Genomic DNA, 21,860 nt, shown 5'->3' on the forward strand with positions numbered 1-21,860 from the left:
CACGGGTGGTGCTGAAGCGGTCGGCTGCACTTCCACCAGGGATGCCGGGATCGCACCTCGGACATGACCAGGTGGGTCGGGCTCGCGACGCCGAAACGACGGAGAGCGGGGGCGGACACCGGTCGTGACCGCGGTGGAGTACCGGCCCCGTGCGTGAGGTGCCCCGTGCGCGCCTGGCCCGACGGGGCTCTTCGCTGTCCGCGGCGCGCGGGGACGAGGAACTGCGCAGCACCCTGGAGCGTTTCGAGCGTCGTCTCAATGAAGCACTGTCGACCGCGATGCGACGGCTCGTCGGTGACGTGGCCGACCTTCGGCGGCAGGGGCAGGTCATGATGGGTACTGCCGTGTTGATCACCACCTCAGGAGCGCCGATGGCGAGTCGGGTCCACCAGCCGCTGGAGAACGCTGAGTTCGATTTTGTTCTGGCCAGGGCCGACGCACCAGTGCTTGCGTACTTCTGCGGGACCTGGGCGAAGGTGGCTGAAGTGTGCAGGGAGATGGATTCCCTCGTGCGCGAGATGGCCGACGCGTACGGGGAGCGGCTGACCGTCGTCAGGACCGACATGGTCCGGTGCGCGGAACCGACCCGACGCTACGGGGTCACCGGCGCGCCCTCGTTTCTCCTGATCAAGCAGGGGGAAGTGACAGCGACTCGGACCGGACCCATGAACCGGACGCAGTTGAGGGAGTTCCTGGACGCCAACCTCTGAATACTCCGCAACTCCTGACACGGAGTTGTACCGCGGCGCGCACGCGGACGCGCGGGGGTGCAGTCGGTTCAGCGCGTCCGAACGTGGAAGCTGTAGGGGTGAATACCTCAACCGGCGACGGCTCACCAGAACGCGCCGGCTACCGGCGATCGGCGGGGTCGCCGCGCGGCGAGGCCCGGCGCCGCGAACTGCTCGAACGGGTCACCGACGACCTCATGGTCAACGGGCTCGTGGGCTTCTCGCTCCGGCGTGCTGCGCGGGCCGCCGGCACCACACACAAGGTGTTGCTCTATTACTTCGACGGAGCCGACGACCTGCTCCGACAGGCGGTCCCGGGGCTGCGCGAGCGGCGCATCGGCAAGGCGTTCGCCACTGCCGCACAAGGGCCGGGCGGCGGGACGCTGGCGGACCGGGTGCGTGCCATGTGGCAGAACCTCGACGAAGAGGATGTGGGGCTGCGGCGGGTGCTCGACCAGCTCATCGGTCTGGCGATGTACGACCCGGTCCGCTATGCCGAGCTCGGCCGGGAGGCCTCGCAGCAGTATCTGCCCGCCCTGCTGTCCATTTGTCCCGAGGACTGGTCCGACCGACGCAGGCACGAGGTCGCGGAGATGATCCTCGCGACCCTCCGGGGCTTCCTGGTGGAGCGGGTGACCAGCGGCGGCACCGCAGGGGTCGCCGCGGGGTTCACAACTGCTGGGCAGACACGTCGTTTTGGCGAACATGGGCACGATTGGGTGAACGGTCTGACGATCTGCGGGTATGCCTGGCGGGTTGTGCGTAATGTTCTCGGTGCGATCTGGGACGCCGGGTGTGGCGTCAGCAGTCGGGGCCCCCGTGTCACCAGCGAGATGGTTCGGGGCCTCCCCGTCGCCTCTGGCCGCACCCATATGGCCAGGTCGTAGGGATTCCGCCCGCCCGGGACGGACCGCATACGGGATATGCGTCGCCGACCGGGACGCGAAAGCGGAGGACCAGTGCGCCCAAGACCGTTCGGGGCGTGCCGGTGAGCCAGGACTCACTCCTGCTCACTGCCCAGGAACGGTTCGAGGCGCTGATCCGTGCGCTGGAACGCGAGGAGGCCGCCGACCGATAGCTGACCCGTGCCGGAAAGCCGTGGTCAGGGTCTGCCTTGTGGAAAGGGTTGAGTGAATCTGTGTGCGGTGGCGGCCCTTGGGCGGTCCGCTTAGCGTTGCCGATGCAAGCAGACCCCCCGGCGAGAGGGAAATGGTGCACACGCCATGGCTGACAAACCCGCCGTAGTTCTGGTCCACGGCTTCTGGGGAGGCGCCGCCCACTGGGGCAAGGTCATCACCGAGCTGCACAGACGTGGCTTCGGCTCCCTGCACGCCGTGGAGATTCCGCTGACCTCGCTGGCCGACGACGCCGCACGCACGCGCAAGATGGTCCAGCAGATCGACGGGCCCGTGCTCCTGGTCGGGCACTCCTATGGAGGCGCCGTCATCAGCGAGGCCGGAGATCTGCCCAACGTGAAGGGTCTCGTCTACATCGCCGCGTTCGCCCCGGACGCCGGGGAGAGTCCCGGTGCGATCAGCCAGGAGATGCCGCCGGCCGCTGAGGAGAACCTCGCCCCGGACTCCGACGGTTACCTGTGGATCAAGCAGGACAAGTTCCACGAGAGTTTTGCGCAGGACCTGCCGGCCGACGAGACGCTGGTCATGGCCGTGACGCAGAAGGCTCCGCTGGTATCGACGTTCGGCGACAATGTCACCTCGGCGGCCTGGCGTGCGAAGCCGAGCTGGTACCAGGTCTCCACCGCGGACCGCATGATCCACCCCGACAACGAACGTCGCATGGCCCAGCGCATGAATCCGCGCAAGACCATTGAACTGGTTGCGGGGCACGCCTCGTTGGCCTCCCAGCCCGGCCCGGTCACGGACTTCATCGAAGAGGCGGCCGCAGGCTGATCACGGATACCGAAGGCGGGGGAGACGGGCAGTGCCTGCCTCCCCCGCCTTTCCCGCGTGGCTGTGCCACTGCACGACCAGCGACGGGCGACGGCTCCGAGCCGGTGAGCAGACGTGTCGTGCCGAACCGCCGCACGACACTCTGCACGGGGATCAGCCCTTGCGGGAGTTGACTTCTTCGGTGAGCTGGGGGACGACCTGGAAGAGGTCGCCGACGATGCCGTAGTCGACGAGGTCGAAGATCGGGGCCTCGGCGTCCTTGTTGATCGCGACGATGGTCTTGGAGGTCTGCATGCCGGCCCGGTGCTGGATCGCGCCGGAGATACCGGAGGCGATGTAGAGCTGCGGGGAGACGGACTTGCCGGTCTGGCCGACCTGGTTGGAGTGCGGGTACCAGCCCGCGTCGACCGCGGCGCGCGAGGCACCCACGGCCGCGCCGAGGGAGTCGGCGAGCGCCTCGATGAGTCCGAAGTTCTCCGCACCGTTGACCCCGCGGCCGCCGGAGACCACGATCGCGGCCTCGGTCAGCTCCGGGCGCCCGGTCGACTCACGCGGGGTGCGGGAGAGGACCTTCGTGCCGGTGGCCTGCGCGGAGAACGAGACCGCCAGGGTCTCGACCGCACCCGCGGCCGGGGCCGGCTCGACCGGCGCCGAGTTCGGCTTGACCGTGATGACCGGGATGCCGCGCGAGACACGCGACTTGGTGGTGAACGACGCCGCGAACGCGGACTGGGTGGCGACCGGACCCAGCTCACCGGCCTCCAGGTCCACCGCGTCCGTGATGATCCCGGACCCGATCCGGACCGCGAGCCGGGCCGCGATCTCCTTGCCCTCCGCGGACGACGGCACCAGCACCGCGGCCGGGGACACCGCATCGAACGCGGCCTGCAGCGCGTCGACCTTCGGCACGACCAGGTAATCGGCGAACTCCGGCGCCTCGGCGGTCAGGACCCTGACCGCACCGTGCTCGGCGAGCACCCCGGCGGTACCGGCCGCACCACTGCCCAGCGCGACCGCGACCGGCTCACCGATCCGGCGGGCCAGCGTCAACAGCTCCAGGGTGGGCTTGCGGACGGCACCGTCCACGTGGTCGACATAGACGAGAACTTCAGCCATGGGACTTCAATCTCCTGCGCAAACGAGGGTGAGAGGAACGTACGGGGCCGAACAGGCCGACAGGTCAGATGAACTTCTGGCCCGCGAGGAACTCGGCCAGCTGCTTGCCGCCCTCGCCCTCGTCCTTGACGATCGTGCCCGCCGTGCGGGCCGGACGCTGCGCCGCGGAATCGACCGCGGTCCACGCACCCGCCAGACCGACCTCGTCCGCGTCGATCTCCAGGTCCTCCAGGTCCAGGGACTGAACCGGCTTCTTCTTCGCCGCCATGATCCCCTTGAACGACGGATACCGGGCCTCACCGGACTGGTCCGTCACCGACACCACCGCCGGCAGCGACGCCTGCAGCTGCTCACTGGCACTGTCACCGTCCCGACGCCCGGTCACCGTGCCGCCCTCGACCTTCACCTCGGACAGCAGCGTGACCTGCGGAACACCCAGACGCTCCGCCAGCACCGCCGGCAGCACACCCATCGCGGCGTCCGTCGACGCCATACCGCAGATCACCAGGTCGTAACCCGTCTTCTCGACCGCCTTCGCCAGCACCAGCGACGTACCGATCACATCCGTACCGTGCAGACCGTCGTCCTCGACATGAACGGCCTTGTCCGCACCCATCGACAGCGCCTTGCGCAACGCGTCCTTGGCATCCTCCGGACCCACCGTCACCACAGTGATCTCCGCGTCGTCCGCCTCATCGGCGATCTGCAGCGCCTGCTCCACCGCGTACTCGTCGAGCTCCGACAACAGACCGTCCACATCCTCACGGTCCAGCGTCAGGTCATCGGCGAAGTGCCGGTCACCCGTGGCGTCGGGCACATACTTCACACAGACAACGATCCTCAAGCTCACGCCGGCTCTCCTACTTGGGTGTGGGTCCTGAGATGACCATATGGTACTCAGTACCCTCTGTAAAGGTACGTAGTGTCGAACGGTCGGTATTGGTGTTAGGTTCCGGGCATGACCGAGGCACGCAGACCAGTGAAGAAACCCCCCATGCGGGAGGTGCTCGCCGAAGCGGCGTTCCAGCTCTTCCTGGAACGGGGCTTCGAGCGGACCACCGTGGACGACATCGTTGCGCGGGCCGGGGTCGGACGGCGTTCGTTCTTCCGGTACTTCCCCTCCAAGGAGGACGTGGTCTTCCCCGACCACGAGCGCTGCCTCGCCGACATGACCGCGCTTCTGGAGGCGGCCGACGAAGGCGACCCGGTGAGCACGGTGTGCGATGCGGCCCGGCTCGTCCTGCGGATGTATGCGGCGAATCCGGAGTTCTCGGTCCAGCGCTACCGCCTCACGCGGGAGGTTCCCGGCCTGCGTACCTACGAGCTGTCCGTGGTGCGCCGCTACGAACGGACGATGGCCGAATACCTGCGGGGCCGCTACGTCGGCACGCCGGACGGCCCGCTGCATGCCGAGGTGATCGCCGCTGCCGTGGTTGCCGCGCACAACAACGGCCTGCGCTCGTGGCTGCGTTCGGGTGGCGAGGGTGACGCCGAGGCCGCGGTGGACCATGCCCTCGGTGTCGTGCAGGAAGTCTGGGGGGCGAAGGCCGCGGGCGCCGCAGGGTCGACCGCGGACGACGACGAGGTCGTCGTGGTGGTCGCCTCCAAGAGCACGCCGATGTGGCGTGTGGTGCAGAGGATCGAGTCGGCTCTCGCCGAGGACTGACCACAGAGAAGGAACTCAGTACCTTTACGTCTCGGCACTCAGTGCCATATGGTGCGTGTGCGTCTGTGTCGAGTCACGACGCTGACGCACCGAGCCGAGTTCAGGGGGTCGAGACGTGTCCCACTCCGTTTCAGAGATCGGTGCCGCACCAGCGGCGCAGGGTGAAGCCGGACTGATCTATCAGCTCTGCCGCTGGTGCGGCACCGCGTCCTTCAGGCGGCTTCTGTGCCCTGTGTGCGCGTCGAGCGATCTGGATTCCGTACGCAGTGACGGCCTCGGCGTCGTCGTGCGGACCAGCGTGGTGCACCGCTACACAGAGGCGGCACGTAATGAGTCCCTCGTCCGGCTGCCCGAAGGCTTCGTGTTCCGGTGCCGTGTCGTGGGCGCCGCGCCGCACCTGGTGCACGTCGGCGCGCGGGTGCGCCCTGTGGCGGAAGCTGCCCCGGAGACGGGCGAGATCGTCCTCGAACTCTGCGACCCCGGCGCGTATGCCGAATGGCAGTAGGCCGGTCCCCGAGGCAACCGGATGCCCCCGGACCCCTACGGCGGCTAGGGCTGTCTGTAAGTCCGGGCGCGGCTTCTACGCCTACGGCGACTGATCTCGCACTCGGTTGGCGATTGTGGGCCCGGGGCCGCCGTGGTCTTCCACGCTCTGCTCGCCGATGCCGGCCATCGCCGCATGGGCCGGGCACGGGCCTGCACGGTAGATCGGGGGTTGTCCGGCCATGATCCACCAGGCGATCCCTGGGGGCGTGTTCGGGAGGTCCTGTCCGCCTGCTCGCTGTACGGCGCTATCCCTCGAACGCTCCGTCGGCGCAGCTCGGGTTCTCCACCAGTACCGCTGTGTCCAGCGCTGCCGTGAGGCGGTTGAGGCGGGCCTGAAGATCGGTGATTTCGTCGAGACCGAAGCCGGTTGCCGCGGCGATCCGGCGGGGGACGGCGAGCGCCCGCTCGCGCAGTGCGGCGCCCTCGTCGGTGAGGTCGATGTGCACCGAGCGCTCGTCCTGGGCGCTGCGCTCGCGCCGTACCAGGCCCGCCGCCTCCAAGCGCTTCAGCAGCGGCGACAGCGTGCCGGAGTCCAGCCGCAGATACTTGCCCAGCTTCTTCACCGGCAGTTCGCCGTGCTCCCAGAGTGCCAGCATCACCAGGTACTGAGGGTAGGTGAGCCCGAGGTCCTTGAGCAGGACGCGGTAGATGCCGCCGAAGGCGCGTGAGGCGGCGTTCAGGGAGAAGCAGATCTGCTGGTCGAGGCGGAGGTAGTCGGCCTCGGACGGGGCTTCGCGGCTCGGGCCGGGCGTGAAGGTCATGAATCCAGCGTACCCCTGCAGGCCATTCAGTTGTGCACAACTTAATTGTGTGCTTTCCTGATGGGGAGGCGGCCGGACAGCGCCGCTGGAACATGACTTTCGAGAGGGATGGTTTCCATGGAAGCGCTCTACACCGCCGTCGCCACCGCCACCCACGGCCGCGAGGGCCGCGCCGTCACCCCCGACGGCAAGCTGGATCTGCAGCTGGCCATTCCGGTGGAGATGGGTGGGAGCGGCCAGGGCACGAACCCTGAGCAGCTGTTTGCCGCCGGTTATGCGGCCTGCTTCGCCAGCGCCCTGGGCCTCGTCGGCCGGCAGGCCAAAGTCGACGTCAGCGACGCCGCCGTGACCGGCGAAGTCGGCATCGGCAAGCTGGGGGAGGGTTTCGGTCTCGCGGTCACGCTGCGCGTGGAGCTGCCCGGGACCGTCGACGAGACCACCGGCCGCAAGCTGGTCGAGCAGGCTCACCAGGTCTGCCCCTATTCCAACGCGACTCGCGGCAACATCCCGGTCGAGCTCGTCATCGAGTAGTGGACTCCGGGCGGCGCAGGGCCGACGTCTGGGGCCGGGCCCCCTCCGCCGGCTCCACGTCTCACCCCGCCGCCTCCTCGGGCGGAGCGCGGTGCTTGCCTCGGGTCGCCGCCGCGACCCGAGGGTGGCCCTCCAGGTCGGGGCTGGAGAGGCGGGCCCGCCGGCCGACGTCGATCCGCCGGGCACCCTCCGAGGCGGGTTGACGCCCTGTATGGGCAGACGCTGACCGTTCGTCATCGACCTCGCCCGTACCTGCCCGCTTTCGCGTGCTGCTCAGCCGCGTATCCGGGGCCGGCGGGTCTGCTGGACCGGCCGGTGACCCGACCCCCGCCCGCCACTGACCGCGGGCCCTCCCGGGGAACCCAGGCGTGCCGCCATCCCCCGCCCCGGGGTGGCGGCACGCCACTCGCACGCTCACCGGCCTTGTTGCGGGGTGAGCCGCGCCGGGGCAGCGCGGACCGGACATGCAGAGGGGCCCTGTGGGAACGGGACGGCCTCCCGCTCCGGCCGGTAACGGATCGGATGGTCGACGTGGGTCTACGCGGGGAACATGTCGCTTTCGGTGGCGATCATGGCGACTTCGGCCAGGTCGTGCCGAACGACCTCCGCAGCAGTTCGGTGCTCGTAGGGGCCTGGCGGCTCGTCCCCGCATGGAGGGCAGTGCAGAGGCGCAGGCCTGCCGATGCTGTGCTGAACGTCCGTGGCCACACACCAGAAATTCCGTGTCATTTACATGTATATAATTGCGGAGGTCGCCGGGAAGCCGGGCAGGCAACTACGGAGAGGGCCAGGTAAGGGACGGTGCCGGACGCAGGAGACAACAGTGCCGGCCGGACGGAATCCTCTCCCGGATCCCGAACGGCCAGGACTTTTGCCGAGGCCCTGTGGTTTCCGGCGGCTCTGTTCCTCGGCTTCCTGTTCTGCTTTGCGCCTGCCCTGCACGCACCCCAGCTCCACCATGCGAAGGTGGCGATATCCGACTCGGCAACGGCGCGTCAGGTCGATGCTGCTCTGCAGCGGCAGTACCCCGGGGGCTTCGACATCGCCACCGTGTCGGGCCGGGAGGAGGCCCGTGATGCCGTACTCGACCGGACCGCTGTGGCCGGCTTCGTCGGGAGCCCGCGTGCGGAGCTGTTCGTGGCCCAGGGCAACGGGGCGTCCCTCGCGCAGGCGCTGACCAAGGACTTCACCACCGTCGCGGCCGGGCAGGGCCGGCAGCTCACAGTCCACGATGTGGCGCCCACGGAGAGCAAGGATCCCATGGGCACGACCGTCGTCTACTTCGGTATTGCCTGGAGCGTGCCCGGCTACATCCTCGCAACGACACTCCTGCGCGCTGTGACGTTCGACCGCCGCAGGAAGCTGCTGTCGATCGCAGGGGTAGCAGCCCTCTTCGCCATCGTCGGCTTCCTCGTCGGTGTGGGCCTGGGATACTTCCCCAACGACCCGGCGATCATGGCCATTGCGTTCCTGCTCACCACGTCCGTGGCCACCTTCGCCTCGGGGCTGGCGCCCTTTGCCAGGCACTTCTTCCCCGCGTTGGGCATGGGCCTGTTCATCGTGCTGAGCATCCCCACCAGCGGCGGCGTGGCCCCCGCCCCGCTGCTGCCGCCGTTCTTCCACTACGCCCATGCGGTCATGCCCCTCGCCAACGCGGTGGACGCCCTGCGCGGAGTGCTCTACTTCGACGGCGCGGGACTGCTCAAGCCCGTCCTCGTGCTGTGTGCCTGGATCACAGCGGGCGTGGTCCTGCTCGGTCTCGATGCCTGGCGGCACCACCACAAGGCGTCCCGTCGGCAGTCCGCGGCACGAGAAGATGTCGCTGAGCCACCAATGGACGATCCTTCCGTGGAAACGCCGACGCCCACCGCCCTGCCGGTCCACGCCCGCCACTTCGGCGAGACGGTGCCTGATCTGACGGGCACCGTTTGCGATGCCGAGCAGCGGCCGATACACCGTGCCTCGGTGACCGTCATGGACACCTCCGGCCGGCAGCTCGTGTCCACCACGACGAACGCACAGGGGCACTACGCCATCGCCGGCCTGCAGGAGGGCTACCTCAGCATCGTCGTCACTTCCGTCGGCCGGAACCCCGCGGTCCATCAGCGGGAACTGCGCTCCGGAGCAGTCGTCCGTGCCGATTTCGCCCTGCACGAAAGGGTTGGCACGCCTTCCCCGACTGCCATGGCCTAGACCAGTTCTTCGAAGCGGCCGATCGGCGCACCTTCGAGATGCTCGGCGATGAGAGAATTTCCGCCCGCTCGGAGCAGGCGTTGTTGAGGTCGAACAGGGGAGGCTTGCCCGAGTTCGCGTTGAAAACATCCGGCCCTGACTCGCCCTCGGCCCAGGTGACTCTGGACCGGATCGACGAAGCCATCCACGCCCAGCTCGGCGCCCCGTCGAGGGCACCCCTCTGGTCGTCGAGGTCGGGCATCGACACCCTGCCCACTCACCTCTGTCCGGGTCGCGTCGTGGGCAGCAATGGATGCTCACGGAAGCCGAGTTGGGGAGTGTGACATCGACGACACCGGATGCCCCGCAGGCGGTGACGCCGGTGCCGCCGGATGCCGGAGCGCACGCGGCTGCGAACGCCCCGGCCGCCCCTTGGTACCGCTGGGTCCATGGCTGATCCGGACCGGACACCGTGGCGGTTCAGCGCACCCTGATGGGTGAATGTCACGCCATGGTGGGCGCCGGGCAGCCCACGTCGGTCCCGTGGCTGGTTTGCTGCACCAGGAGACTGGCGCGACGCGCCGGGGGGACCTGCCGGCCGCCCCGGTGGGAGCGGCGCCCCGCCGGGTGCCGAGTCCACCCGCGAAGGACCGATCGAAGGAGCGTCGCAGTGACGACGATGGGCACAGCTGGGGCGGACGAGGCAGACGAGTCGTACGCGAACGAGCTGCCGGTACGGAGCAAGGAACCGGGCAATGTGGTCGTCAGGTGGATGACCACCACCGATCACAAGACGATCGGCACGTTGTACCTGGTCACCTCGTTCGCGTTCTTCGTCGTCGGCGGCGTGATGGCACTCATCATGCGTGCCGAGCTGGCCCGCCCCGGCACGCAGATCATCTCGAACGAGCAGTTCAACCAGTTGTTCACGATGCACGGCACGATCATGCTGCTGATGTTCGCGACGCCGCTGTTCGCCGGGTTCACGAACTGGATCATGCCGCTGCAGATCGGCGCGCCCGATGTGGCGTTTCCGCGGCTGAACATGTTCGCGTACTGGCTGTACCTCTTCGGCTCGATCATCGCCGTGGCCGGCTTCCTGACTCCGGCGGGGGCGGCGGACTTCGGCTGGTTCGCCTACTCCCCGCTGACCGACGCGGTCCATTCGCCCAGCATCGGCAGCGATTTGTGGATCATGGGCCTGGCCTTCTCCGGATTCGGCACGATCCTCGGTTCGGTCAACTTCATCACCACGATCATCTGCATGCGCGCACCCGGCATGACGATGTTCCGGATGCCCATCTTCGTGTGGAACGTTCTGCTGACCGCTGTGCTGGTCCTGCTGGCCTTCCCGGTGCTGGCAGCGGCCCTTCTGGTGCTGGAGGCGGACCGCAAGTTCGGGGCGCGGGTCTTCGAGGCGGCCAATGGCGGCGCACTGCTCTGGCAGCACCTCTTCTGGTTCTTCGGCCATCCGGAGGTGTACATCATCGCGCTGCCGTTCTTCGGCATCGTCACCGAGATCATCCCCGTCTTCAGCCGTAAGCCGGTCTTCGGCTACATCGGTCTGATCAGCGCCACCATCGCCATCGCGGGCCTGTCGATTACCGTGTGGGCGCACCACATGTTCGTCACCGGTGGTGTGTTGTTGCCGTTCTTCTCCTTCATGACGTTCCTGATCGCGGTACCGACCGGGGTGAAGTTCTTCAACTGGATCGGCACGATGTGGAAGGGATCACTGTCCTTCGAGACACCGATGCTCTGGTCCATCGGCTTTCTGGTGACCTTCGTCTTCGGTGGTCTGACCGGCGTCATCCTGGCCTCGCCGCCGATGGACTTCCATGTCTCGGACTCGTACTTCGTCGTCGCGCACTTCCACTACGTGGTGTTCGGCACCGTGGTCTTCGCGATGTTCGCCGGATTCCATTTCTGGTGGCCGAAGTTCACCGGCAAGATGCTGGACGAGCGGCTCGGCAAGATCACGTTCTGGACGCTGTTCGTGGGCTTCCACGGCACGTTCCTGGTGCAGCACTGGCTCGGCGCGGAGGGCATGCCGCGCCGGTACGCGGACTATCTCGCGGCCGACGGCTTCACCGCGCTGAACACGATCTCGACGATCTCCTCGTTCCTGCTCGGACTGTCGCTGCTGCCGTTCTTCTACAACGTGTGGAAGACCGCCAAGTACGGCAAGCCGGTCGAGGTCGACGATCCGTGGGGTTACGGCCGTTCGCTGGAGTGGGCGACCTCATGCCCGCCCCCGCGGCACAACTTCCTCACCCTGCCACGGATCCGCTCCGAATCCCCGGCGTTCGACCTGCACCACCCCGCCGTGCGCACCCTCGACGAGGCGCAGAACCACTCGCACACCGCCCCCGGGGGTCCGGGGCGGAATCCGGCGTGACGGAGCCCCGGCGAAAGGAGGACGAATGGACGACGACAAGGACAGTACCGCCCGCGGCCTGGCGCAGATGGAGGGCTACCTGCTGTGGAACGCCGAGGTCGAGGAGGCGCGCAGACGGGCTGCCCGGTTCACCGGCGAGCTGCCCTGGCTCACCACGGCCCAGCGTGAGGACGTGGAACGCGTCTACACGGCGGAGCGGGTTGCCGCATCCCGGGCGATGCTGTCCCGGATCTCGGCCCGCGCCATGGAACTGCGCGGCGAGTACAACGACCGCTACCGCGCGCTCAGAGCACGCTGCGTCGCGACCGCCGTCGTCACCGCATGCGCGGTCAGCTGCACCTGCACGGCCCTCACCCTGCTGACCCGCTGACCCCTGCCGTCGTCCGTTCCGCCGCCCGATCAGAGGTCACCCGAGAGGCTCTCAGCGGGCGAAGTCGGCCGCGGTTCGTGAGGATGAGGGGTGATGGGCGCGTGTGACCGGGCAGGAGTACGGGCGACCGCGCAGACCCGAGAAGGGACGAACACCGTGGCACGACCCAGGATTCTCGTCGTCGGCGCCGGATTTGGCGGGGTCGAGTGCGTACGCCGTCTGGAGCGCGGACTCAACCTCGGCGAGGCGGACATCGCGCTCGTCGCCCCGTTCTCTTACCAGCTCTACCTACCACTGCTGCCCCAGGTGGCCGCGGGCGTCCTCACCCCGCAATCGGTCGCGGTGTCGCTGCGCCGCAGCCGCCGGCACCGCACCCGGATCATCCCCGGCGGAGCGATCGGCGTGGACCCGAAGGCGAAGATCTGCGTCATCCGTAAGATCACCGACGAGATCGTCGACGAACCGTACGACTACATCGTCCTCGCCCCCGGCAGCGTCACCCGTACATTCGACATCCCGGGGCTGCTCGACAACGCCCGTGGCATGAAGACGCTGGCCGAGGCCGCCTATGTACGCGACCATGTGATCGCCCAGCTGGACCTGGCGGACGCCAGCCACGACGAGGAGGAACGGGCCTCCCGGCTGCAGTTCGTCGTCGTCGGCGGCGGCTACGCGGGCACCGAGACCGCGGCGTGTCTGCAGCGGATCACCATGAACGCCGTAAGGCAGTACCCCCGGCTCGACCCGAAGCTCATCAAGTGGCACCTGGTGGACATCGCCCCGAAACTGATGCCCGAGCTGGGGGACAAGCTCGGGCTCAGCGCCCTGGCAGTCCTGCGCGAGCGCGGCATCGAGGTATCGCTCGGCGTTTCCGTCGCCGAAGCCGGACCGGACAAGGTGACACTCACCGACGGCCGCGTACTGCCCTGCCGCACCTTGATCTGGACGGCCGGTGTCACCGCGAGCCCGCTGGTCGCCACCTTCGACGCCGAAACGGTACGGGGCCGGCTGGCAGTGACACCCGAGATGACCCTGCCGGGGTTCGACGGCGTCTTCGCGCTCGGCGATGCCGCCGCCGTCCCGGACCTGATCAAGGGTGACGGCGCGGTCTGCCCGCCCACCGCGCAGCACGCCATGCGCCAGGGACGCAGGCTCGCCGACAACCTGATCGCGACTCTGCGCCACCAGCCGCTGAAGCCGTACGCCCACAGGGACCTCGGGCTCGTCGTGGACCTCGGCGGCAAGGACGCGGTCTCCAAGCCGCTCGGTATCGAGCTGCACGGCATCACCGCGCAGGCCGTGGCCCGTGGCTATCACTGGTCGGCACTGCGCACCAATGTGGCCAAGGCCCGGGTCATGACCAACTGGATGCTCAACGCGATCGCCGGTGACGACTTCGTACGCACCGGATTCCAGGCCAGGCATCCCGCCACGCTGCGCGACTTCGAGTACACGGACGCCTATCTCACGCCGGCACAGGTCCGTGAGCACACGGCGTCGATGACCGCCCGCGGCTGATTTCGGAACTCCTCATCGGGTCCGGTCACATTCCTCCGGCGGCGCGTGTCATAGCACCGACGGACGGAGTTCCGTCGCTGTGACCGGCAGCAGAACACGCGACACGAGGAGCACGCCATGACCGCAGGCATCAAGACGATCATCTACCCCGTCAAGGACCTGTCCGGGGCAAAGTCCCTGTTCAACACCTTGCTGGGGGCGGAGCCCGTGATGGACGAGCCGTACTACGTCGGCTACCGGGTCGCCGGTCAGGACATCGGTCTGGATCCCCACGGCCACAGCAAGGGGATGACCGGTCCGCTCGCCTACTGGCACGTGGACGACATCGAGGCCGACGTGAAGAAGCTCCTCGAAGCGGGTGCGGAGACCGTGCAGGCGATCCAGGACGTCGGCGGAGGCAAGCTCACCGCCTCGCTGAAGGACGCGGACGGCAATGCGATCGGCCTCATCCAGCCCGCCTGAGTCCCGAGGTCCCGTCGCCGAACCGCTTCTGCGGGCGACGACGGATGTTCGGCGACAGGAGCTGGGCCCGCTGCTCCGTCGGAGCAGCGGGCCCAGCCGGCTGCGCGCTCAGGCGTCGAGGATCCGCACATCCAGCCGGCCGAGGTGATCGGCGTCGGCGAGGAGGTCGATCGAGACGATCCTGCCGTCCTCGACGGTGAAGTCGAAGACCACCCGCGGTTGCCCACCCGAAGTCCAGACGGCGCCCGGAACACCGTCGATCAGCGCCGACTGCGCCGCCTTGGCACGCCCCGAGAACGTGTCGGCGACCGCCTGGGCCCCGACGGCCGCGGCCGCGCCCGACAGGGCGGCCGCTGCGTCGACGCGCAGGACGACGTCGGGGTCGAGCAGGGCCAGCAGCGCCTCGAAGTCGCCCTCGCGCGACGCGGCCAGGAACGCGTCGACGACTTCGCGACGGCGGGCGGGATCCGACCCGGGGGCCGGCATCGGCACGGTGCTCTGGACGCGTCGGCGCGCACGGCTGGCGAGCTGGCGGGTCGCGGCGGGGGTGCGTTCCACAATGGGGGCGATCTCGTCGAACGGCACGGCGAACATGTCGTGCAGCACGAACGCCAGGCGCTCCGCCGGCGACAGCGTGTCGAGCACCACGAGCATCGCCAGGCCGACCGACTCGGTGAGCTCCGCCTGTTGTTCGGGACCGGTGCCGTCCTGGTGTCCCACGGCAGGTTCCGGCCGGTGCGTCTCCCAGGGGTCCTCACGCCGGGTGTCGCGGGCGCGCAGCATATTGAGCGACACGCGGGCGATCACCGTCGTGAGCCACCCACCGAGGTTCTCGACCGCTTCGGCGTCGGTGCGGGTGAGCCGCAGCCAGGTTTCCTGGACGGCGTCGTCCGCCTCGGCCGCCGATCCGAGCATCCGGTAGGCCACCGCCCTGAGCCGGGGCCGGTGCTGCTCGAAGCGCCCCGCCAGAAGTTCCTGTTCGTCCATCGGTCACGTTCCTTACGTCGCGCAGTGTCGTACGTGTGACCCATGGGACCAGCATGTTGTGACCGGGGGCGCACGCCGACACGCCGTCGGAACGCCCCGGACGGGGAGAGCAGGTTCACCCGGACGGTGTGCCCAGTCCTCCCCGTCGCGGGTGACCGGTCGTCGACTCAGTCGTTGCCCCCGTGGCCCGCGGTCAGCGCCGGGTTCCGTTCCACCACCGGCTCCAGAACGTCGTCGATGGCCTTGAGGAGGTCCGCGTCGAACGTCACGCCCGCCGCCTTCGCGTTCTCCGTGACCTGCTCGGGCCGGGAGGCGCCGATGATCGCGGCGGAGACGTTGGAGTTCTGCAGCACCCAGGCGACGGCCAGCTGCGCAAGGCTCAGACCGGCTTCGTCGGCGAGCGGCCGCAACTGCTGGACGCGCTCCAGGACGTCGTCGCGGAGCCACCCGGCGACGAAGTCCGCACCGCCCTTCTCATCGGTCGCCCGAGAACCGGCCGGAGGCGGCGCCCCCGGCTTGTACTTGCCCGTCAGCACGCCCTGGGCGATCGGCGACCAGACGATCTGACCGATGCCGAGCTCCTCGGAGGTGGGCACCACTTCGGCCTCGATGACCCGCCACAGCGCCGAATACTGCGGCTGGTTGGAGATGAACGGAACGTTCAGCTCGCGGGCCAGCCGGTGCCCGGCGCGCAGCTGGTCGGCCGTCCACTCGGAGACGCCGATGTAGAGGGCCTTGCCGGAGCGGACCACGTCGGCGAACGCCTCCATGGTCTCCTCCAGCGGCGTGGAGTGGTCGTAGCGGTGCGCCTGGTACAGGTCCACGTAGTCGGTCTGCAGTCGACGCAGGGAGTTGTCGATCGATTCGAGGATGTGCTTGCGGCCCAGGCCGCGGTCGTTCTGTCCTGGGCCGGTCGGGAAGTAGACCTTGGTGAACACCTCGATGCTCTCGCGGCGCTGGTCCTTGAGCGCCCGGCCGAGGACGGCCTCGGCGCGGGTCTCGGCGTAGACGTCCGCCGTGTCGAAAGTGGTGATTCCGGCGTCCAGGGCGGCGCGGATACAGGCGACGGCCGCGTCCTCCTCCACCTGGGAGCCGTGGGTGATCCAATTCCCGTAGGCGATCTCACTGATCGTCAGACCGCTGCGGCCGAGTCGGCGGAATTCCATATGCCTGCTCTCCCTGTGCTGATACGTGAACACGTCATGCTATGCCGAGGGTTCTGCTTCCGCCGGGAAGGTTCAGGCAGCGGGGACGGTGCCGCGGATGCGGCGGAGGAATGTCGCGTTGTCGGGGGTCTGCCGGATCCTGTCCAGCAGCACTTCGAGGGTCGCCTGCGCGTCCCGGGTGTGCAGTGCGCCCCGGAGACCTCGGACGGCGGTCAGTTCGGCGGCAGGGAGCAGCAGTTCCTCGCGGCGGGTGCCGGACTGCGGAATGTGCACGGCCGGGTAGACCCGCTTGTCCGCCAGCGTGCGGTCCAGCCGGAGTTCCATGTTCCCGGTGCTCTTGAGTTCTTCGAAGAAGAAGTCGTCGGCGCGGGAACCGGTGTCCACCAACGCCGTGGCGAGGATGGTCAGCGAGCCGCCCTCCTCGGTGAGCCGGGCGGCGCCGAAGAGCTGCTTGGGGCCGAGCAGGGCAGTGGCGTCGACGCCACCGCTGAGGGTGCGGCCACCGGCGGTGGCGGCGTTGTTGTGGGCCCGGCAGAGCCGGGTCAGCGAGTCGAGCAGGATCACGACGTCCTGCCCCTGCTCGACGAGCCGCTTCGCACGCTCCACCGCGAGTCCGGCGAGTGCGATGTGCTCCTTCGCGGGCCGGTCGAAGGTCGACGCGAGCACGTCACCCCGCACGGAACGGCGCATGTCGGTGACCTCCTCGGGGCGTTCGTCGAGCAGCACCACCATCAGATGGCACTCGGGGTGGTTGGCCGCGACGGCGGCGGCGATCTGCTGCAACAGCACGGTCTTTCCGGTCCTGGGCGGGGCGACGATCAGCCCGCGCTGTCCCTTGCCGACCGGGGCGACGAGATCGACGACGCGCGTCGCCGGACTGCCGCCGGGCGTCTCCAGGCGCAGCCGCTGCCGGGGGTGGAGGGGGGTGAGATCGGCGAAGTGCGGCCGGTCGCGCAGCGCCTGCGGGGTGCGTCCGTTCACGCGCTCGACCGCTGTGAGGGAGCGGGCCCGGTCGCAGGGTCCCTGGACGAGATCGCCCCTGCGCAGGCCGTACCGGCGGACGAGGCCGGCGGACACCTGCACGTCGACGGGGGACGGGTGGCCGCCGTCGGTGCGCAGGGCGCCGTGCCCCTGGCGCGTGATGTCCAGGACACCGGTGACGGTGGTGGGGGTCGGTTGCTGGTCGAGGGAGCGTTCGAGTGTGGTGGTCATGCGGGGTGGTCCTTTCGCGGACATGGCGAATGAGGGGCCCGGCGGGTGTGAGGGGCGGTGTGATCACGCCCCGGACGACGGGCAGGAAAGTCCGTACCGGACTGAAAGAAGGTGGTGCGGAAGGCTGCGCCGCCGGCCGGGAAGGACGGGAGGAACAGCATCAGAAAGGAGAACCGGCACCGGCGCCCGAAACTGGGGCGTACACACGTGCCATTTGCACTGTACCACCCGCCGGACGCGAATCGCGCCGGGAATACAGGAGGGGCGGTGGCCGACCCGCAGCCACCGCCCCTGACCTGCTCACCCGCGCCGACCGCGGTCAGCCGCCGAGCGCATGCACCTCGTTGAGGATCGCCCGCATCTGCGGTCCCGACTTCTGCGCGTAGTCGCCGCCCGTGTACCCCCACCAGTCCCAGCAGCCCTGCGGGTTGCCGCGCAGCAGGCTGATGTCGGTCTGCGGGTACAGGATCACCAGTTTGTTGGTGTCCGCGTACTCGTTGAGATGGGACTCGCGGGCGAACCGGTCACCGACGAACGTGTTGTCGCTGAGGCAGCCGTGCAGCGCGACGACCAGCTTGCACGCGGCCCCGGCCGCACAGGAGTCCGGCGTGTAGAGGAAGCTGCTGCTGCCCATGCTGTACCACTGGGCCAGCCCGCCCGGCACGTACCGGTTCTGGTCGTGCCTGCTGACGGTGCCCGACTGCGTGGCGGCGGGTGCGTTCACCTGTCCCAGCCAGTGGCCGAGCATCTCGCCCTGCGGGTCGTTCCCGCAGTTGATCAGGAACGGGTAGAACGTGGTGCCGCAGCTCAGGGGGGCGTTCGGAGTGGGCCAGCCGTGCCCCGCGGGGTCGGTGTCGTGGTACGCGGTCCGGGCGCCGAAGTCCCGGTAGAACTGCACCCCTTCATCGCTCACCGACGTCCGCACGAGGGGGTCCTTCGTGCCGTGGTACGTGTAGACGGGCTTGCCCGCGAGGTTCGACACCGGGTCGATCCGGCCCTCCGCCGACCAGCGCCGCGCGATCTGTTCGATGCCTTCCGGGTCGGTGGAGATCAAGCCCGTACCGCAGGCGACCAGGCCGACGACGATGCCGCCCTTGCCGCAGTAGTACGGGCCTGCGGCGACAATGCCCGCGCCCTTGAACGTGCCCGAGTAGGCGACCTGCAGCTGCGAGGCCATGAAGCCGCCGGAGGAGATCCCGGTGACATAGGTGTCGGTGATGTCGAGGCGGGGGAGGCCCGGTTCACCCGCATGGGCGGGGGCGGTGAGTCCCAGGGCCGCGGCCAGTGCGGCCGCGAGGGTGACGGCGGCGGCTCGCAGGGAGCGGAATTTCATCGTGCGCTCTCCTTCACTGTGGGGGGTCCGTTCGGGGAACGGAGACGGACGGGGCCATGGTTGGCCGTGCATCGCCCTCCGGGAAATGGAGGTGAGCCACGCCGTCGGCGCCCGATGAGTGGAGATTTTCTCCGTCGCGCGGGGGTCACTGCCGGAACGCTGCGGTATCACTGGCCGGGTGACGACGACTCGTACGACTGCCACCGCCGTTCTGCTCCGCCTGCTGTGCGAGGAAGCCGACGAGGCGGCGTTCCGCACGGTCGGCGCCGAACCGGAACTGGTCGGCGAAGCCCTGGAGATACGGTCCCGGCTTGCCGCTCACCGCCGCCGCGAGGCCGCGCTCGCCGGGCTCTACGAGACTGCCGGCGACCTTGCCTCGCTGCGCGATCTTGAGGACGTCCTGCAGGCCATCGTGCGCCGCGCCCGCACCCTCGTCGGCACCGACGTCGCGTACCTGCTGCTCTCCGACCCGGAGGAGGGAGACACGTACGTACGCGTCACCGACGGCATCACGACGGACGGCTTCAAGACCGGGAGACTCGCCGCAGGCACCGGTCTCGGCGGACTTGTCGCCGCGACCGCCGTGCCCTACCACACGGCCGACTACCCCAACGACGCCCGCTTCGAGCACACCCCGTACGTGGACGGCGTCATCGGCGCCGAGGGGCTGGTGGCCATCCAGGGCGTGCCGCTGAAATTCGGTGATCAGGTGTACGGCGTGCTGTTCGCCGCCAACCGCAGGGTGCGGCCGTTCTCACCCGACGAGGTCGACCTGCTCATTTCCCTCGCCAACCACGCCGCCCTCGCCATCGAGAACGCCACCCTCTTCGAGGAGGTCCGCAAGACCGCCGCCGTCCATGAACGGCTCACCGCCGTCGCCCTCGACGGCGGCGGACCGACGGGACTGGCCAAGGCGCTCGCCGAGGTGCTGCGCGGCAGCGTCCTCGTCCTCGACGCACAGGACCGGCCGCTCGCCGCAGCCGGCGTCGCACCACCCGAACGGGCAGCTCTCGTGGCGGAGATGGCACAGGCACGCGAGCGTCGCAGCTCCGCCGTACGCGGAACCTCCTGTGTCACACCGATCGTCGCCGCCGACGAGCACCTCGGCACGCTGCTGTTCGTACGCGGCGGACTCGACGCCTCCGACATCCACGCCCTCGAACGGGCCGCGCAGGCCGCCGCGTTGATGCTGCTCGGCGAGCGCACGGTCGCCGAGGCGGAGCACCGGCTGCGCGGCGAGATACTCGACGACCTGCTCGGCGCCCCGCACCGTGACCCCGAAGGGCTGGGCCGCCGGGCCGCGCTCGTCGGCCTCGACCTGGAGCGCGGCCACGCGGTGCTGGTGGCCCGTGGCGGGGACCACGGCCGACGCCGCCGCATCACGGAACTGGCGGGCGGTCATGCGGCCAGGTCCGGCGGTGTCGCGGGCGAGTACGGCGGCAACACCGTTGTGCTGCTGCCGGGCGCCGACGATCCCGGCGGCGCCGCCCGCACCCTCGCCGAAGCCCTGACCACCGCGACCGGACACCCCGTCACGGTCGGCGCGGAGCGGGCCGCACCCGGCGCCGCGGCTGTCGTCGAGGCACACCGCGACGCGGCTCGCTGTCTGGACGTACTGATCGCCCTGGACCGCGCCGGCGAGGGAGCGTGCCGCGAGGACCTCGGCATTCACGGCATCCTGCTGGGCCCCGCGGGCCGCGACGAACTCGACCGGTTCGTCCGCCGTACGATCGGCCCGCTGGTCGACCACGACGCGACCCGCGGCAGCGATCTCGTGCGGACCGCGCTCACCTACTTCACCTGCGACGGCAATCTCGGTCGTACCGCCACCGCTCTGTACGTCCACGTCAACACGCTCTACCAGCGCATCGACCGGATCTCGGCACTCCTCGGCCCGCAGTGGCGCCACGGCGACCACGGGCTCCAGGTCCACCTGGCCCTCACCATGCACCGCACGGCGGGGTGAGGGCCGAGGAACCGCGGATCAGCCGTCGCGCGCCTCGCCCCGGAACGCGGCGAGGATCTCCTCGGCGGCGAGTGTCGCCGTCAACTCTCCGTCGCGCACGCGCTGTTCGAGAGCCGGCGTGAGGGCGCGGACTTCGGGATGGCTGCGCAGACTGTCCAGCAGCTCGTCCCGGACCATCGTCCAGGTCCAGTCGACCTGCTGCTCGCGCCGCTTCGCGGCGAGCCGCCCCGTCGAGTCCAGCAGCGCACGGTGCTGCTCCAGCCGCTCCCACAGGGTGTCGAGACCGGTCGATTCACGGGCGCTGCACGTCAGCACGGGGGGAGTCCACGCGGCGTCGGCCGGGTGCATCAGCCGCAGTGCGCCCGCCAGTTCACGGGCCGCCGCACGCGCGTCCCGCTCGTGCGGACCGTCGGCCTTGTTCACCGCGATGGCGTCCGCCAGCTCCAGGACACCCTTCTTGATGCCCTGCAGCTGGTCACCGGTACGGGCCAGCGTGAGCAGCAGAAAGGTGTCGACCATCTGGGCCACGGCCGTCTCCGACTGGCCCACGCCGACCGTCTCCACCAGCACCACGTCGTAACCCGCGGCTTCCATCACCACGATGGACTCCCGGGTCGCCTTGGCCACCCCGCCCAGTGTCCCGGCGGTGGGGGAGGGGCGTACGAACGCCGCCGGATCGACTGCGAGCCGCTCCATCCTGGTCTTGTCGCCCAGGATGGAACCGCCAGTACGGCTGGAGGACGGATCGACCGCCAGCACCGCGACCCGGTGCCCGAGCCCGGTGAGCATCGTGCCGAGTGCGTCGATGAAAGTGGACTTCCCGACGCCGGGCACCCCGCTGATGCCGATGCGCCGGGCGTTGCCGGACTGCGGCAGCAGCTCGCGGAGCAACTGCTGAGCCAGCGCCCGGTGATCGGGGCGGGTGGACTCGACGAGAGTGATGGCGCGCGCGATGTGCGCCCGCTTCCCGTCGAGCACTCCCTTCACATAGCTGTCGATATCGATCGTCGGAGCCATC

Annotated in this window: 20 protein-coding genes; 12 read left to right on the forward strand and 8 right to left on the reverse strand. The window is 69.2% G+C overall.

The features are described from left to right. Positions 1–149 precede the first annotated feature (149 nt). The 3 genes from OG972_RS49355 to OG972_RS38360 all read left to right on the forward strand — a co-directional run bounded on the left by OG972_RS49355 (position 150) and on the right by OG972_RS38360 (position 2,638). Positions 150–710 (forward strand): thioredoxin domain-containing protein, encoded by a 561-nt coding sequence (locus tag OG972_RS49355; RefSeq protein ID WP_323135927.1) that lies wholly within the window; start codon positions 150–152, stop codon positions 708–710. 98 nt (positions 711–808) lie between these two features. Then, a complete protein-coding gene (locus tag OG972_RS38355) occupies positions 809–1,615 on the forward strand; it encodes a TetR/AcrR family transcriptional regulator (RefSeq protein WP_266989428.1) in 807 nt (268 codons plus the stop codon). 336 nt (positions 1,616–1,951) lie between these two features. After that, entirely contained in the window at positions 1,952–2,638 is a 687-nt protein-coding gene (locus OG972_RS38360; RefSeq protein WP_266989429.1) for an alpha/beta hydrolase, read from the forward strand. A gap of 153 nt (positions 2,639–2,791) precedes the next feature. Here the strand turns inward: OG972_RS38360 and OG972_RS38365 are convergent, their stop codons facing one another. Together OG972_RS38365 and OG972_RS38370 are read right to left on the reverse strand one after the other, a co-directional pair. After that, on the reverse strand, positions 2,792–3,754 hold the full coding sequence (locus tag OG972_RS38365; RefSeq protein WP_266988726.1) for an electron transfer flavoprotein subunit alpha/FixB family protein: 963 nt from the start codon (positions 3,752–3,754) through the stop codon (positions 2,792–2,794). A gap of 64 nt (positions 3,755–3,818) precedes the next feature. After that, on the reverse strand, positions 3,819–4,604 hold the full coding sequence (locus OG972_RS38370) for an electron transfer flavoprotein subunit beta/FixA family protein (RefSeq protein ID WP_266988725.1): 786 nt from the start codon (positions 4,602–4,604) through the stop codon (positions 3,819–3,821). 108 nt (positions 4,605–4,712) lie between these two features. Between OG972_RS38370 and OG972_RS38375 the strand changes: the two genes are divergently transcribed. Beyond that, entirely contained in the window at positions 4,713–5,420 is a 708-nt protein-coding gene (locus tag OG972_RS38375) for a TetR family transcriptional regulator (RefSeq protein WP_266989430.1), read from the forward strand. 136 nt (positions 5,421–5,556) lie between these two features. Next, positions 5,557–5,925 carry a Zn-ribbon domain-containing OB-fold protein gene (locus tag OG972_RS38380; RefSeq protein WP_266990991.1) on the forward strand — a complete coding sequence of 123 codons (369 nt, stop codon included), beginning with the start codon at positions 5,557–5,559 and terminating at the stop codon, positions 5,923–5,925. 286 nt (positions 5,926–6,211) lie between these two features. On the opposite strand, the gene OG972_RS38385 is transcribed toward OG972_RS38380, so the two are convergent. After that, positions 6,212–6,727, reverse strand: coding sequence for a MarR family winged helix-turn-helix transcriptional regulator (locus OG972_RS38385; RefSeq protein ID WP_266989432.1), 516 nt, complete (start codon positions 6,725–6,727; stop codon positions 6,212–6,214). Between the two features lie 117 nt (positions 6,728–6,844). Between OG972_RS38385 and OG972_RS38390 the strand changes: the two genes are divergently transcribed. From OG972_RS38390 to OG972_RS38415, 6 genes are all read left to right on the forward strand, one after another. Continuing rightward, on the forward strand, positions 6,845–7,258 hold the full coding sequence (locus OG972_RS38390; RefSeq protein WP_266989434.1) for an organic hydroperoxide resistance protein: 414 nt from the start codon (positions 6,845–6,847) through the stop codon (positions 7,256–7,258). 966 nt (positions 7,259–8,224) lie between these two features. Then, a complete protein-coding gene (locus tag OG972_RS38395) occupies positions 8,225–9,451 on the forward strand; it encodes a carboxypeptidase regulatory-like domain-containing protein (protein ID WP_266989436.1) in 1,227 nt (408 codons plus the stop codon). 649 nt (positions 9,452–10,100) lie between these two features. Continuing rightward, complete coding sequence (gene ctaD, locus OG972_RS38400) at positions 10,101–11,828, forward strand: cytochrome c oxidase subunit I (protein WP_266989438.1); 1,728 nt, start codon at positions 10,101–10,103, stop codon at positions 11,826–11,828. A gap of 25 nt (positions 11,829–11,853) precedes the next feature. Beyond that, positions 11,854–12,198, forward strand: a complete 345-nt coding sequence (locus OG972_RS38405; RefSeq protein ID WP_266989440.1) for a hypothetical protein — start codon at positions 11,854–11,856, stop codon at positions 12,196–12,198. 156 nt (positions 12,199–12,354) lie between these two features. Further along, positions 12,355–13,716: an NAD(P)/FAD-dependent oxidoreductase gene (locus tag OG972_RS38410; RefSeq protein ID WP_266989442.1), complete on the forward strand. Its 1,362-nt coding sequence runs from the start codon at positions 12,355–12,357 to the stop codon at positions 13,714–13,716. A gap of 117 nt (positions 13,717–13,833) precedes the next feature. After that, the gene (locus OG972_RS38415) at positions 13,834–14,178 is read left to right on the forward strand and encodes a VOC family protein (protein ID WP_266989444.1); all 345 of its coding nucleotides are present in this window, start codon (positions 13,834–13,836) and stop codon (positions 14,176–14,178) included. A 108-nt stretch (positions 14,179–14,286) separates the two neighbouring features. Here OG972_RS38415 and OG972_RS38420 read toward each other — a convergent pair whose 3' ends face one another. The 4 genes from OG972_RS38420 to OG972_RS38435 form a co-directional block, all read right to left on the reverse strand. Continuing rightward, complete coding sequence (locus OG972_RS38420) at positions 14,287–15,165, reverse strand: sigma-70 family RNA polymerase sigma factor (RefSeq protein WP_266989446.1); 879 nt, start codon at positions 15,163–15,165, stop codon at positions 14,287–14,289. A gap of 167 nt (positions 15,166–15,332) precedes the next feature. Then, positions 15,333–16,331, reverse strand: coding sequence for an aldo/keto reductase family protein (locus OG972_RS38425; RefSeq protein ID WP_266989448.1), 999 nt, complete (start codon positions 16,329–16,331; stop codon positions 15,333–15,335). A 72-nt stretch (positions 16,332–16,403) separates the two neighbouring features. After that, the gene (gene rho, locus OG972_RS38430; protein WP_266989450.1) at positions 16,404–17,543 is read right to left on the reverse strand and encodes a transcription termination factor Rho; all 1,140 of its coding nucleotides are present in this window, start codon (positions 17,541–17,543) and stop codon (positions 16,404–16,406) included. 319 nt (positions 17,544–17,862) lie between these two features. Beyond that, complete coding sequence (locus OG972_RS38435) at positions 17,863–18,876, reverse strand: PHB depolymerase family esterase (protein WP_266989452.1); 1,014 nt, start codon at positions 18,874–18,876, stop codon at positions 17,863–17,865. Positions 18,877–19,054: 178 nt separating this feature from the next. On the opposite strand from OG972_RS38435, the gene OG972_RS38440 reads away from it, so the two are divergent. After that, a complete protein-coding gene (locus OG972_RS38440) occupies positions 19,055–20,842 on the forward strand; it encodes a GAF domain-containing protein (RefSeq protein WP_266989454.1) in 1,788 nt (595 codons plus the stop codon). Positions 20,843–20,860: 18 nt separating this feature from the next. Here OG972_RS38440 and meaB read toward each other — a convergent pair whose 3' ends face one another. Further along, complete coding sequence (gene meaB / locus OG972_RS38445; RefSeq protein WP_266989456.1) at positions 20,861–21,859, reverse strand: methylmalonyl Co-A mutase-associated GTPase MeaB; 999 nt, start codon at positions 21,857–21,859, stop codon at positions 20,861–20,863. Position 21,860 lies beyond the last annotated feature (1 nt).

The sequence above is a fragment of the Streptomyces sp. NBC_01669 genome, assembly GCF_026339735.1.
GTDB classification, from domain to species: Bacteria; Actinomycetota; Actinomycetes; order Streptomycetales; family Streptomycetaceae; genus Streptomyces; species Streptomyces yanii.